The sequence below is a fragment of the Ideonella paludis genome, assembly GCF_018069865.1.
GTDB lineage: Bacteria > Pseudomonadota > Gammaproteobacteria > Burkholderiales > Burkholderiaceae_C > Ideonella > Ideonella paludis.
The window spans coordinates 471,862-485,396 of record NZ_JAGQDG010000003.1; the positions used below are offsets into that span (position 1 = coordinate 471,862).

Genomic DNA, 13,535 nt, shown 5'->3' on the forward strand with positions numbered 1-13,535 from the left:
TCAGTGAGTCCACAAATGGCCATCCATGCGCCCTTGCGCATCCACCGCCAAGAAGCGCGCGCCTTGAGCCCGCAGCCAGTCGGCGCCCGCCGCGCCCATCAGCATCGCGCAGGTGCTCAGCGAGCCTGCGGCAATGCACAGCGGTGCGACCACGCTGATGGACTGCCAGTGCTGCACGGGCCAGCCGCTCCGAGGGTCGATCAAGTGGCAGTAGCGTTGGCCGTTGACGTCAAAGTAGCGTTCGTAGTCACCGCTGGTGGCCAGGCCCCCGTCAGTCATCGCAACATGGGCCATCACGGTGTCGGGGGCGCGGGGGTGTTGCAGGCCCATCTGCCAGGGCCGGCCACTGGGGTGGGGGCCTAGCACCCGTATGTCACCCGCGAGGTTGACATAGCCGCTGTTCACACCATGGCTCAGCAGCACCGCCGCAGCGCGGTCGGCGGCGTACTCTTTGCCGAAGCCGCCAAAGTCCAACTCCATGCCGGCGTGCTGCAGGTAGATCGACTCCCCGTCCCAGCGCACCTTGTCCCATCCGACACAGGGGCGCAGGGCGGCCAACTCTGCCTCGCTGGGCAGGCGGCCTGAGCGAAAGTCCCAGGCCCGTCGCCACACGCCGCTGGTGATGTCGAACAGCCCCTGGCTTTGCTGGAACAGGCGGTCGGCAAAGTGCAGCAGACCGGCGGTTTCGTCGTCCACGCGGATGCCACAGCCCGTGCCCGCTGTGGCGTTGATGCAGGACAACACACTGTCGATGCGGTAGCGGGAGTACTGCCGCTCAATGCGCAGGATCTCGGCCTGCGCGGCCTCCACGGCCTCGAGCAAGAGGGCTTGGCTGTGCCCGGTGAGGCGCAGCTCAGCCTCACCGCCCAGGGCCACAAAGCTGAAGCCGAGGTCATGCTCGGTGGGCTCCGCCGCTTCAGGCGGCGCCCAGGCCAGACCACGCTGTTGAGGTGCAGACGAGAGCATGGCCATCCTCAGAATTTGTAGCTGCCACCCAGCATCCAATGCCGGGCCGAGAACGGTGCCAAGCCTGGTGAGCCCTCACCGCCCACACGCCAGGCGCCACGCTGCTCGTACTGCTCCACGCGCACATCCAGGCTGAGTGCGGGAGAGACCATCCACTCACCCTTCAGTGACAGCGCCACCGCGCCGAAGCCGGCCAGCCGTTGATCGGCCGAAACCAGCCCGTTGCTGCCCTCTCCGGGCAGAGCCGGCGGAGCGTCGCTACCCGGTCGGGGGTCCACATAGAACGAGGCCGCGCGCTGGCTGTAAAGCCTCAGGCCAGGCGTGATGGTCCAACGCGACCCTATGCTTTGCACCCAGTGACCCTCCAGCGTGTGGGCGCGCACGCCAAAGCTGTCGCCATACCAGCGATAGCTCAGTTTCAGCGCCGCATCCCAGGCGTCAATGGCATGGTTCCAGCGCAGCAGTGCGGTGCTTTGGTGGCGGCTGCGGGGCCGGACATCCGGGAACTTGTAGGGGTCCGAATAAAAGCCCTCACCGCGCCGATGGGTCAGGCTGAACTGCACCAGGTCGCTGGCGGTCCAAGCCTGGGTCACCGAGGCCATGGTCTCCAGCGTGCGGCGCTTCTCTTGCAGACTGGGCTGGCCCGTGGCCCCGATCTTGTCGCGCGTCCAACCCAGGCCCAGTTGATAGCTGCGGTTGTTGTCCTCGGTGCTCCAGCGGTGCTCTACCGACAGGCTGCGCGAGCTGTAGTCATTCTCATCCGACAGCGCGGTCCCCACGCTCCACGACTGGCGATGGCCATAGTGCGTGATGCGCAGGTCCCCGGCATCGCGGCGCTCGGTCTGGCGGGAGGCGCCAGAGACAGCGCTGTGCCAGCGCGGCGAGGCACCGGAGACCGTGTCTCTGACCAAACCGGCTTCCAAGCCCCACTGCTCACCCAGCGGGGTGATCAAGCCCAGCGAAGGGGCTCGCACATGGGTACGCTCCAGGCCGGGCTGGCGGTCTTGATAGTCCAACAACTTGAAAGACAACTCGGTCTTTTCAGGTGCTTGCTGGGCCATGGCAGGTGCAGCCAGGCCGGGCAGCAGCAAGGCTGCGGCCAAGACGCTGCTGCAGCTTGTCGCGTCAGTTGCAGCCACAGCCACCTCCGCCCACGCTTTGGCCGCCCGAGGCGTTCTCTTTGCTGGCATAAATGTGCTGGGTGAAGCGCTGCTCCAGCCCGTCGCCGTCCATGCGCATCGCCGGCTTGGCCAGTTGGCCCTTTTCCCAGGCTGCGGGGGGTGTCATGGCGCAGCCGCCCAAGGTGGACAGCAGCACCAGACTCAGCGCGGCAAAGTGTGCGCCGCAAGACCTGCGGGCTGTTGTACTTGTCATGCTCATACTCACTTTAGTTTTCATGCGAGACCTAGCGCTTGCGCTAAGCGAGTCTCGATCCCAGCGGCGTCACTCTCCTTGAAGCCGGTGTGCCGCCACACCAGCTCCCGTTGGGCGTTCACCAGCATGGAGCTGGGCATGCCCTTGACTTGAAACTCCCGCGCACTGCGGCCCGTGGCGTCAAAGAGCACGGTGAACTGCGCGGGCATCTCCGCCAAAAAGCGGTCGGCGTCGGCCCGCTTGGCATCCAGGTTCACAGCCACGATGGACAAGCCCTTGTCCTTGAAGCGCTGGTGCAGCTTGTTCATCCAGGGGAATGACTGTCGGCAGGGGCCGCACCACGAGGCCCAGAAGTCCACATAAGTGAGCTTGGACGTTGGGCTCAGCAGAGGCACCACACTGCCGTCCGCTTTGGGCAGGCTGAGGGCCGGAACGGACTCGCCCGCCCAGGCCGGTGTCGCAGCGAGGCCGCCGCCCACCCACAGGGCCAAGCCCTGCAGGCTCTGGCGCCGCGTGAGGAGGTCGCTCATGCCTGACCCCCTTGTGCCTTGCGGCGGTGCCACAGCAGCAGGCCGGCCAGCAGCGTCATGCCCCACAGCAGCGGGTCGAAGCGGGCCTCTCCACCGCCCACGGTGCAGCCGCCACCCCCTTGGTTGGTGGCCGACTCACGTTGCCCGTTCAGCGTCACTGCGGCTGGGCTGCCCGCCGCATTGCTGCTGATTTGCAGCGTGCCGCTGGCTTGCTCCGCGTTGCCCGATGCCCAAGTCACTTGCAGTGTGCAGGTGGCTGCGGGCGCCAGGGTCAGCGGCGCGGCTGCACAGCCATTGCTGCTGCCGGGGCTGACGCTGAAGGCGGCATTGCTGCTGCTGTAGGCACTGATGTTCAGCGCCGCGTTGCCGCTGTTGCTCAGCGTCACCGTTTGAGCGGCCGAGGTGCCGCCAGTTGCAGGCACGCTGAAGCTCAAGGATGAGGTCGACAACATCAGCTTAGGCGCGGCCGCCGCCACCCCCGTCCCCCCCAGCGCAATGGTGCCGGGGTTGCTGCCGTTGCTGCTGACGGTCAGCGCGGCATCGCGAGCACCTGCGGCACTGGGTGTGAAGCTCAGCTTGACCGTGCAAGTGCTGTTGGCCGGCAGCGCCAGGCCTTGCGCACAGGTGGAGCTGGCATCGACGCGGTAGTCGCTGGCATGGGTGCCGCTCAGGGCCAGGCTGGCCAGTGTGGCATCGCCCGGGCCTTGGTTGCTCAGCGTCAGCGTCTTCATCGCACTGGCCGCGCCGACGGTGGCCTCACCAAAGGCCAAGCTGGTGGTGGCCGGGCTCCACACCAAGGTCGGTGAGCTCAGCGTGCCCGTGCCGCTCAAGCTCACGCGCTGGGGTGAGCCTGCCGCATCGCTGGTGACGGTGATGGCCCCGCTGGCAGCCCCGGCGCCGGTCGGGGTGAAGCTCACTTGCAAGGTACAACTGCCGCCCGCTGGCAAGCTGCTGCCGCAGGCATGGTTGACACCAAAGGCCCCGCTGGCGGCAATGCCGGTGATGCTCAGGGCCGCGTTGCCGGTGTTGCTGAGCGTGATGTTGCGATTGGCACTGCTGGTGCCGACGACTTGGTTGCCAAAGTCCAGGCTGCTCGGAGAGAGGCTGACCACCGGGGCGGGCGCTTGTTGGCCGTTGCCACTGAGGGCTACGCTGCCGGTGCCGTTACTGGCGTTGGAGGCAAGCTGCAAGGTGGCGCTGCGGCTGCCCACGGCGCTGGGCCGGAAGGTCAGCTCCACCGTGCAGCTCTGCGCGGGCTGCAAGGCTACGCTGGTGCTGCAGGTGCCGGCCGTGGTGTAGTCCGCCGCCGCAGCGCCACTCACCGCCAAGCTGCTGAAGCTCAGGGCGGCTGTGCCGGAGTTGCTGGCCGTGACACTGCGGCTGGCGCTGCTTTGGTTCAAGGTCTGATTGCCAAAGTCCAGGCTGGTGGCATTGAGCGTCAAGGTGGGCACGGCCACGGCTGTCGCGGTGCCACTCAGGCCCACGCTCACGCCGTCCGGGATGCCGCTGTGCACCAGGCTCAGCGTGCCGCTGCGCTGGCCCGCCTGGGTGGGCTGGAACAGCACATCCACCGTGCAAGCACTGTTGGCTGCCAGCGTGCTGCCGCAGGTGCCGCCTTGGCGGGTGAACTCGGCAGAGGTGCTGACGGTGATGTTGCTGAGCGCCACGCGGCCCGTGCGCACGGTCAAGGTCTGCTTGGCGCTGCTGCTGCCCACCGGTGTGCTGGCAAAGCTCAGTGCGGTGGGCGCGTTCCCCAAGAAGGCAGCGATATCCGCTTGGTCAGCTGCGCTGAGCGTGCTGGAAAACACGCCCATGCCGCCACGGTTGGCAGTGATTGCACTTTGCAGCACCGAAGGCGTGTTGCGCGTGTTGAGCGAACGGGCATTGGTGGGGGACTCGGCCGGCCCATGGCAGGCCATGCAATTGGTGTCATAGAGCGTGCCGCCCCGCACGGGGTTGGCGGCGGCCCACACCGAGGGCACCGTGGACATCAAGCACAGCGCAGCGGCCAGGGGCAAGGGGTTAAGACGAGGCGTCATGAATCAGTCCTTCGCAGTCAAGGGGAGAGAAGAGGGGAGAGAAGAGGGGAGAGATGAGCGGCCAGGGCCAGGTGCCACAGCAGATTCGCCCCGGCGTGCAGGGCGATGCAGGGCCACAGACGGCCTGTGCGTTGAAAGACGATGCCAATCACCCAGGCGGGTAGCACGGTGAGCCATGCGGCCGGGTTTGGCTGCAGGGCGGCATGGCACGCTGCAAAGGCCAGTGCCGTTACGAGGTTGGCCCAATGCCCGGCTAGGCGTTTGCTCAAGGCGGTCTGGAGCCCGCTGCGGAACAGCGTCTCTTCCACCCACGGCCCCAGCAGCACACTGCGCCACACCACGGCCCAAGGCAGGCACAGCAGCGCTGTCACGGTGCAGACCAGCCACAGCAGGGCCGCGGGCGTGCACCATCCGCCAAGACGGTGGCTGAGATGCACAGCAAGCAACGGTGAAACAGGCTGGGACGACATGGGTCGTGAACTCAAAGCGCAGCGGCCGAGATGGCCTCTGATGTGCTGTCAGTTCCACACTTCGCTTGGCAGGTTGCAGGCCGCGCCGAAGATTCGGGAAAGCACCAGGGCTGACGTGCTCCTCTGGTCATCCCAGCGCGGTGCCGTTCATGCGCCTGAATCTGCAGTTGATCGGCTCTGAGTAGCTGCTCGTGGCCCATGGCCTTAGCATCTGACTCCTCTCAACAGGAGCCCTTTCGATGAAGCTGACTTCGCTCTCTTTGGCGGTCGCCACCTTGACCGTGTCGCTGATGTCTGCCGGCAGCACGCTGGCTGCAGACGCCACCCCTGCGGCCTCCCGCACCGTCATCACCCAAGCGGACCAACTCCCGCGCCGCACCGTCACCTTGCCCAAGCTGCCCAGCGAACTGCTGGCGGTGCCTTTGGCCGAACTGCAGGCCATTGCCGCCCCGGTCGAGAAAAACCTGCTGGCCGACCTGCAGCGCTATGACATTCAAGATCCCGCGACCCAGCGTGAGTACTACGCCGCCTTGGCCGCGATGGCCCAATTGCGGGGCGACTGGGCGGCCGTGCCGCAGTGGACGGCCAAGGGCCGAGCCCTGCAAGAAAAGGCCGGTGGCAAGCTGACCAGCGGCCTGCTCACAGACTTGTTGTCGCAGCAGCGCGCCGAGGGCCGCGACGCGGCCTGGCTGCAAGCCGAAGTTCAACGCCGCTATGGCGCCTTGCCTTGGGCCGACGTGCAAGCCGTGGTCAAGGCCAACAAGGGCGGCATTGAGACCTTCAATCCTGAACTCATCAAAGGTGCGTTCCAATCCCAAGTGGATGCCGTGGCCAAGAACGGGCAGATGACCATCCCCGAAGGCTTGGTCACCGCCATCGTCAACTCACGCATGCAATTGGAATTGCTGGCTGCGAATAAGCAAGCGGTGGTGGCCGGCTTGCAAGCAGTGATCGACGCCCAGGCACAAGCCGTGGCCAAACCCGACATCTGGACCCCGCGGACCTTTGCCATCCCCGCCACGGCCCCAGCGCAGCCGGTTGTCGTGGGCATCTGGGATTCGGGCGTGGACCTCGCCCTCTTCAAGACAGCAGCCGCCAAGGGCATGGCCTTTGATGACGACGCCAAGCCCTCACCCCATTTGCTGCGCCCCCTGGGAGAAGCCCAGGGCCGCTGGCCTGAGCTGCGGGCGGTGATCAAGGGCGCGATGGACCAACGCGCGGCCTTGGACACGCCGGAGTCGCGTGCCTTCCGCGCCAAGATGGCGGGGCTCAAGGCCGATCAGGTGAAGGCCTTTTCTGAGGACGCTTCGCTGGCCGGCCTGTATGTGCACGGCACGCATGTGGCCGGCATCGCGGTGGACGGCAACCCCTTTGCGCAGGTCTATGCCGCCACCATGCTGTGGAGCCACTTGAACGAGCCCTTCAAGCCCAACGAGGATCGCTCCAAGGCCACGGCCGCCGCTTACACCGCCATGGTGCAAGGCTTCAAGAAAGCCGGCGTCAAAGTGGTGAACATGAGCTGGCGCTATGGCCCCAGTGCGTATGAATCCGCGATGGCCTATCACAACATGGGTGGTAGCCCCGAGGCCCGCAAGCAAGAGGCGCAGCGGCTCTTCAAGATCGAGAGAGACGCGCTGCATCAGGCGATTGCAGGGGCTCCTGAGATCTTCTTTGTGGCCGGGTCAGGCAATGAAGACAACAGCGCGGACTTCGAGGAGTACATCCCCGCAGGCTTCTCGCTCCCCAACTTGATCACGGTGGGCGCGGTGGACAAGGCCGGGACGGAGACCAGCTTTTCCACCTTCGGCAAGACCGTGGCCGTGCATGCCAATGGTTTTGAAGTCGAGGCTCCGGTGCCCGGCGGCGTGCGCATGAAGCTCAGCGGCACCAGCATGGCCAGCCCGCAGGTGGCCAACTTGGCCGCCAAGCTGCTGGCGCTCAAGCCGGGCCTCACGCCGGTGCAGCTCAAGACGGCCATCCTGGACGGCGCCGAGCGCCAAGCCGGGGCGGACGGCAAGCCCGGGCGGGTCAACCTGATCAACCCACGCAAGAGCGCGGCCTTGGTGGGTATCGCCCTCTAAGCCTTAACGCAGGGCCACCGTCTGCTTGCGCCAGGCGGGCTCGGCCCAGCGCTTGAAGCCGCTCAACAACTCTGGCGTACTCGCCTGTTTGTCGATGTTGAGCGTGTCTTGCAGCGCGACTTCAAAGCGGCGCGTGAAGCGGCCCTCCGTGCGGCTTTCACGCGCCAGCAGCAGCTTGGGCTCGGCCTCGGGCACCCAGCCGGCGAACTCGACATAGCCGATGTCGCTGCCCAGCACATTGCCGCTGGCCGGCGGCAACACCTCCACGACCCAGCCGCTGTCGGTCTTCTTCATCAGCCACAGCTCACGCCAGGCGGGCAGGGGCTGCACAGCCAGGGCCACGGCATCGCCGCGCACATTGACCTTGGCCGAGGCCAGCCACGGCACGCCCCAGGTGCAGCGCTTCAAGAGCGGTGCTTGCGGGCCATGCTGGGCATCCACCAGCAGCACACAGGTTTGGCCGGGCTCACCGGCCTGGGTCATCAGGCTGGGCCTGGCCGACAGGGTTGGCGCGGTGACCGCCGCTTCGGCCGCCCAGCGTGAAGCGCCGACGCGGATCGCCGCTTCTTTGTAGGCGGCTTGGTCGTCTTCACTTAACTCAGTCTTGAGGATGGCGGCCAGCTCGTGCACCGCTCGCTGGCCCGCCGGCTGCGCGGCCTGCCCCCTGCGCGCTTGCGAGTGGGCCAGTTCGGCCCAAACCCCGGCGCGGCGCAGGCGCAGTTGGTTGCGCATCTGCTCGGGCAGGGCGGTCCACTCGCTCGCGTTCAGGCTGTCCAGCAGCGCGGCACGGCGCTGGGTGTGGCCCTCGCGCTCGCTCAGGGTCAAGGTGGGCGCCACGCAGTCATGGCGCGTCAGGCCGAGCAGGGCGCGGCCTTTGTGCTCCGGCGTGGCTTGCGGGTGGGCCAGCAAGCGTTGGTAGGCCTCGCCGTCGTAGCACAGGCGCACGCTGCCGTCTTGCTCAATGCTCTGGAAGTTGACGCCGTAAGCGCGCACGCCGTCCAAATGGCCAGACAGCCGTGCGTCCACGCCCCCGGTGGGCGCGGCCGTCACTCCGGCCTGAGCCAAAGCCACGGCATTGCGGCTGGAGGCCCGCTGGGCCAGGCGCTCGGCCATTTGGCCCACGGCCTCCAAGGCTTCGGGGTTGAGTTGGGCGGCGGGCACGGCCCTGAGGTAAGCGGCGGCGTAGCCAATGCCCAGGCTTTCGGTGCCCGGTGTGTCGCGCACAAAGCGCAGCACGGACAGCAACTCTTGCGCCCTGGCCGCATCGGTGCTGATGGGGCGCACTTGCGTGGCCCGGATATAGCCCGGCCGCTCACGGCGGTGGTCCCACACCTGCAGCCAGCCCAGGCGCTCGCCGCGCACCTCCAGCGCATCACCGGGCCAGAGCTGGGCTTGGGTGGGCGCGTTGTCGTTGGCGGCGGCGCGCAGGGGCGCCGCGTCTTGGGTGACCAGGGCCAGGCTGAGAGCTGCGGCGGCGATCATTGCTCGGCTCCTTCTGGGGCAGCGCTGTCGTCGGCGGCTGGGGTGGCGCGCGCGGTCTTTTGCATGCCGCCAATCAGCGCGGCGCCCAGGAAATCGCCGTTGCTGGGCGGCGGCGCGATGATGACTTGGATCTTGTCGCTGAGCTTGTCAGCCATGGTCTTTTGGATCAGCAGCGGGTGGCGGGTGACCAAGGCGCCTTCGCGGGCCATTTGCTCGGCGTTGGCTTGGCCGACTTTGGCCAGGCGGTAGGCTTCGGCGTCGGCCAGCTTTTGGCGCGAGTCGGCCTCGCCCTGGGACTCAATGCGGCGCGCTTGGGCCGAGCCCTCGGCGCTGCGGATGCGGGCGACCTTCTCGGCCTCTGCTTCGAGTTGGCGCTGCTCGATCTGCTTTTGCTTGAAGGGCAGCACATGCTTCATGGCTTCTTCTTGGGCTTTGGCAGCGATCACCTGTTCCCGTGCGGCGGCTTCGGCATCGGTCTCACGGCGCACCTTTTCGGCCTGGGCTTCCAGCTCGGTCTGCTTGACCTGCTTTTCCTTCAGCTCCAGCGTGTAGCGCATCTTCTCGCTGGAGAGTTCTTCCGAGAGCAGTTGGTCCATGCCACGGCGGTAGTCGGCCGGCAAGTCCACCTTGCCAATCTGCACACTGCGCAGCAGCAGGCCATCGGCCGCCAGCTTGGGCCGCAGCTCGGCCTCGATCTGCTGCTGGATGTCGGCCCGCTTGCTGGAGAAGATTTCACGCACGGTGTAGCGCGCCATGGTCTTGTAGACCACGCCTTGCACGGCGGGCTGCACGATGTCTTGACCGATGTCGGCGGGCAGGTTGCGGGCGCTGCTGGAGAGCTTGGCCGGGTCCACCGCCCAGCGCACGCTCAAATCCACGCCCAGCGACAGCCCTTCCACCGACTGAAAGGGCGAAGGCCCGGTGGCGCTGGCGCTGTCGGTGGGGCGATAGAGCTGGTCGCGCAGCGGCAGGCGGCGCAGCTGATGCAGGCCGGGCAGTACCACGACGCTGCCCTCCCGGAACTCGGTGCTGCCTCCGGTCAGCAGGTTGTTGCGCAGGCCTGCCTCACCGGCCGCCACGGTGCTCAGCGGCGGGTGATTGACCAGAGCCCAGCCCAGGGCGCCAACACCGGCCAGCAGCAGGAGGCCGCGCCGTGCGCCCAAGAGGCCTGAGGCCAGCCCGCCAGTGGCTTGGCCCAAGGCATTGGCGCTGCCGCTCACCGCGCGGCGAGCGGCCTGGGCCAGGCGGGAGAGGCGTGAGTTCGGGGTGTCGGGGGCGGTGTCCATCGTGTGCTCCTTGAGCGAGTGGGGTTGCGATGGAGATCATTCTTCGCAAAGGCCCCGGAGCAAAAAAGCGTGGGGCAGGGAGGCTTTGCTCCCGTTTGGCCGCGGCTTTCTTCCGGGCCCGGAAGAAATCCTCACAGCCCCATCCGCCACTCCTCCTGATAATGGGGTGCATGACCCTGATTGCTGTGATCGAAGACGATGCACCCACCAGCCAGCAGTTGCGCGGCTGGATTGCAGCCGCCCGCCCCGACGCCCAGGTCCACGCCTGGTTCAACCGCGACGAGGCCGAGGCCGCGCTGCTGAGAGAGCGCTATGACTTGGTGCTCATGGACATCGAGCTGGGCCGGGAGCGCAATGCGGGCGTGGCCCTGATCAACACCTTGAACAAGCACCGACCGGGCACGCCGGTGCTGGTGGTCTCGGCCATGCCGGCGGCCATCTACCGCAGCATCATGAAGGCGCTGGACGCCTGGGACTATCTGCAAAAGACGACCTTTGAAGAAGCCGACTTCATCGAGACCCTGCTCGACATCCTGCGCGCCACCAAAGACCGCAGCCCTGCTGCGAGCGCGCCGGCCACGGCTGCTGCGCCCGAGCTGGTGCTGGACCCGCTGCGCCAGGGCAGTGCGCTGTGGCGCGGGCAGCGCATCAACCTGCCGCTGACAGCCCAGCGCATCTTGGCCGCCTTGGTGCAACGCAAAGGTGAGGTGGTGAGCTACGAAGAGCTCTACCAGGTGGTCAAGAGCGGGCGCAACCGCGACAACATCCGCAAGCACGTCAGCACCATTCGCGACGCCTTTCGAGAGCTGGACGAGGGCTTTGAGGCCATCGAGAACATCCCCATGCGCGGCTTTCGCTGGAGCGGGCCGTGAGCGAGACGGGCCGCACCGCGGTCTCTGCCGGGGCGGCCTCGCTGTGGACGCGCGGCAGCCAATTGCTGCTGCCCGCCCGCATTCCGCTGCGCCTGCGGGTGTTCTTTCGCGGTGCGTTTGCCCTGCTGGCGCTGGCCACACTCGGCTTGGCGCTGTCGGTATTGATCGAAGAAAAGATCCAGGGCCTACAAAGCTATACCCAGGGTTTTGCCAAGACCCTGGGCCAGATCAGCGACCGGCTGCGCCACCCCACGGGCCAGTTGGCCCTGCTCAACCCGAGCATGGCGCCCCAGCCCGGCGTGGGGCTGCGGCCGGTGGTCTTGCCCTTCTCCGCCATCGACTTTGACGACCGCGCCAAGGTGCAGCAGGCGGTGGAGATGGCCGGCTGTGGCGTGCGCTACGCCTTGCCCGGCGGCCAAGAGGCCCAGTTGTGTGTGGCCATTGGCAGCAGCCCGTTGGCGGGGGGCTTCATCTACGCCGTGGGCAGCGTGCCCAGCCCGGCCCTGGTGGCGCGGCGGGTGGGGGAGCGTGACCTGAGCGCTGCGCATCGCGTGCGGGTGACCCTGCAAATGCGCGGTCAAACCTCTCGTTGGATGGCCCCCTTTGAGGCGGGGCTCGAGCCCTTGGCCGCGGGCAGCAGCTTGGCCCAGCGCGGCCGGCTGACCGGCTTTGTGGAGGGTGAGGACGGCCAGACGGCCGACAAGCCAGTGCGGGACTTTCGCGGCTGGCTTTGGCGCGATCTGCGCTGTTTAGGGCCGGTGCCCTCTGCGGCGGCCAGCGCTGCAGAGCCCGAGGACTGCCTGCGTCAAGCCTTCTTCTCGGTGCGTTTGCCAGTGGAGGTGTTCCGGGACGATCTGCATCTGCGCCGCGCCCAGGTGGTGTGGCCGCCGGCGGACCTGGACCGCATGCTGCTGCGCGTGCAGGTGCTGCCGCCGGGGGCCGACAGTGCGCCTTTGTTCGACAGCGCCCAGGGCGAGCCGACGGCGCCGTTTTCACTGCAGGCCCTGCAAGCCTTGTTGCTGCCGGGTGAGACGCTGAACATCCGCAGCGCCAGCGGCGCACAAGTGGCCGAGCTGAGTGGTCAGGTCGACAAAGAACCCAGCGCCCCGCTGATGGATGCCTTGATACGCCGCTTGCCGGTGGATGGCTATGACACGCCCTTGGTGGCGCGCGAGACCATCCGCACCAGCCTGGGCACTTATGAGCTGACATTGACGGGCGATGTGCGCAGCGTCAACCGCCAGCTCAGCGTGGTGGCCACGCGGGTGGCCTGGTTTGTGGGGGCGATGCTGCTGGCGGTGTTGTTGACCTGGTTGGCCATCGAGCTGCGCATCATCCGGCGCATCACGGTGCTGACGCAGCGCGCGGCCCGGGTGTCGCAAGAGGTCAAGGGCCCGGCCAGTGCCGTCACGCTGGACGTGGCCGACCTGCGCGGCGCGGATGAGCTGGGCCTGTTGGCGGGCACCTTGGGTGACCTGATGCAGCGCGTGAATGACGATGTGCGGCGCGAGCACCTACGCGTGCAGCAAGAGAAAGACCAGTGGCATGCGGTGGGGCACGAGATCATGTCGCCCTTGCAATCGTTGATGGCCCTGCATGGCAGCGCTGAGGACCCCAGCCATCGCTACATCCAGCGCATGCAGCAGGCCATCAAAGTGCTTTACGGCCAGGCCTCGCCCACCGAGGCCTTTGAAGCCACCACACTGGGTGTGCAGGCCTTGGACATCGCCGCCTTTTTGCGGCAAGTGGCCCAGAACGCCCCCCATGCGGGCATTGAGCAGGTGGTGTTGGAGGCGCCGGCGTCGGACACGCCACTGCGCGTGCGGGCCGACGAATATGCCCTGGAAGATGTGGTGACCCATGTGCTGAGCAATGCCGATCGCTATCGCACGCCGGGCTCGCCCATCGAGCTGCGCCTGATGGCCACCGAACAAGGCGTGGAGGTGCAGGTTCACAACCAGGGCCCCCAGGTGCCGGCTGAGTTGCTGGAGCGGGTGTTTGACTACGGCGTGTCGGACGAGGCCCCCTTGCTCGGCGACACCCGAGAGGGCAGTCACCGTGGACAGGGCTTGTTTGTGGCCCGCACCTATATGGCCAAGATGGGCGGCACCATCCGTTTGGACAACACACCCGGGGGGGTGACGGTGCGCTTGAGCCTGTTGGGGGCTTAACCACGCTGTAGTGACTTTGTGGCGTGACGGAAGTCCTGGGAAAACCCCGTCCCACGTTTGCAGGGATAACCCCCCTCATCTCGTCACATCACCGTCACGAAATGCTTGCACAATGATCTCACTGCGACAAAAACAACCGACCGCACCAATGGGCGGAACCCGGAACCCGTGACCGGAGTCTCAGTGACCGCTGGCTTTTTAGCTCTGCGGTAAGCCCAGGGCCACGTCAGTGGCCCTTTGCTTTTTCTGCCACGTCAGTGGCCC

The 13,535-nt window shown here is 66.9% G+C and carries 11 protein-coding genes; 3 read left to right on the top strand and 8 right to left on the bottom strand.

Translation table 11 applies throughout. From position 1 onward, the window contains the following. The 6 genes from KAK11_RS09950 to KAK11_RS09975 are packed head-to-tail and all read right to left on the bottom strand — an operon-like array spanning position 1 to position 5,379. Entirely contained in the window at positions 1-966 is a 966-nt protein-coding gene (locus KAK11_RS09950) for an FAD:protein FMN transferase (protein ID WP_210808778.1), read from the bottom strand. 8 nt (positions 967-974) lie between these two features. Then, positions 975-2,105 carry a DUF3570 domain-containing protein gene (locus KAK11_RS09955; protein WP_210808780.1) on the bottom strand — a complete coding sequence of 377 codons (1,131 nt, stop codon included), beginning with the start codon at positions 2,103-2,105 and terminating at the stop codon, positions 975-977. Continuing rightward, on the bottom strand, positions 2,092-2,340 hold the full coding sequence (locus KAK11_RS09960; protein WP_210808782.1) for a DUF4266 domain-containing protein: 249 nt from the start codon (positions 2,338-2,340) through the stop codon (positions 2,092-2,094). Before KAK11_RS09960 ends, KAK11_RS09955 begins: the two co-directional genes overlap by 14 nt. A gap of 20 nt (positions 2,341-2,360) precedes the next feature. Next, positions 2,361-2,870, bottom strand: coding sequence for a TlpA family protein disulfide reductase (locus tag KAK11_RS09965; RefSeq protein WP_210808784.1), 510 nt, complete (start codon positions 2,868-2,870; stop codon positions 2,361-2,363). Continuing rightward, on the bottom strand, positions 2,867-4,909 hold the full coding sequence (locus tag KAK11_RS09970) for a choice-of-anchor D domain-containing protein (RefSeq protein ID WP_210808786.1): 2,043 nt from the start codon (positions 4,907-4,909) through the stop codon (positions 2,867-2,869). Before KAK11_RS09970 ends, KAK11_RS09965 begins: the two co-directional genes overlap by 4 nt. A gap of 17 nt (positions 4,910-4,926) precedes the next feature. Beyond that, positions 4,927-5,379, bottom strand: a complete 453-nt coding sequence (locus tag KAK11_RS09975) for a CPBP family glutamic-type intramembrane protease (RefSeq protein ID WP_210808788.1) — start codon at positions 5,377-5,379, stop codon at positions 4,927-4,929. A 239-nt stretch (positions 5,380-5,618) separates the two neighbouring features. On the opposite strand from KAK11_RS09975, the gene KAK11_RS09980 reads away from it, so the two are divergent. After that, a complete protein-coding gene (locus tag KAK11_RS09980) occupies positions 5,619-7,460 on the top strand; it encodes a S8 family serine peptidase (protein WP_210808790.1) in 1,842 nt (613 codons plus the stop codon). A gap of 3 nt (positions 7,461-7,463) precedes the next feature. Here KAK11_RS09980 and KAK11_RS09985 read toward each other — a convergent pair whose 3' ends face one another. Further along, positions 7,464-8,942, bottom strand: a complete 1,479-nt coding sequence (locus KAK11_RS09985) for an SH3 domain-containing protein (RefSeq protein ID WP_210808792.1) — start codon at positions 8,940-8,942, stop codon at positions 7,464-7,466. Beyond that, a complete protein-coding gene (locus KAK11_RS09990; protein ID WP_210808794.1) occupies positions 8,939-10,228 on the bottom strand; it encodes an SPFH domain-containing protein in 1,290 nt (429 codons plus the stop codon). The genes KAK11_RS09985 and KAK11_RS09990 overlap by 4 nt, the downstream gene beginning before the upstream one ends. Before the next feature lie 170 nt (positions 10,229-10,398). Between KAK11_RS09990 and KAK11_RS09995 the strand changes: the two genes are divergently transcribed. Together KAK11_RS09995 and KAK11_RS10000 are read left to right on the top strand one after the other, a co-directional pair. Further along, entirely contained in the window at positions 10,399-11,100 is a 702-nt protein-coding gene (locus tag KAK11_RS09995) for a response regulator transcription factor (protein ID WP_210808796.1), read from the top strand. Then, positions 11,097-13,271, top strand: coding sequence for an ATP-binding protein (locus KAK11_RS10000; RefSeq protein WP_310737780.1), 2,175 nt, complete (start codon positions 11,097-11,099; stop codon positions 13,269-13,271). Before KAK11_RS09995 ends, KAK11_RS10000 begins: the two co-directional genes overlap by 4 nt. The last annotated feature ends 264 nt before the right edge of the window (positions 13,272-13,535 follow it).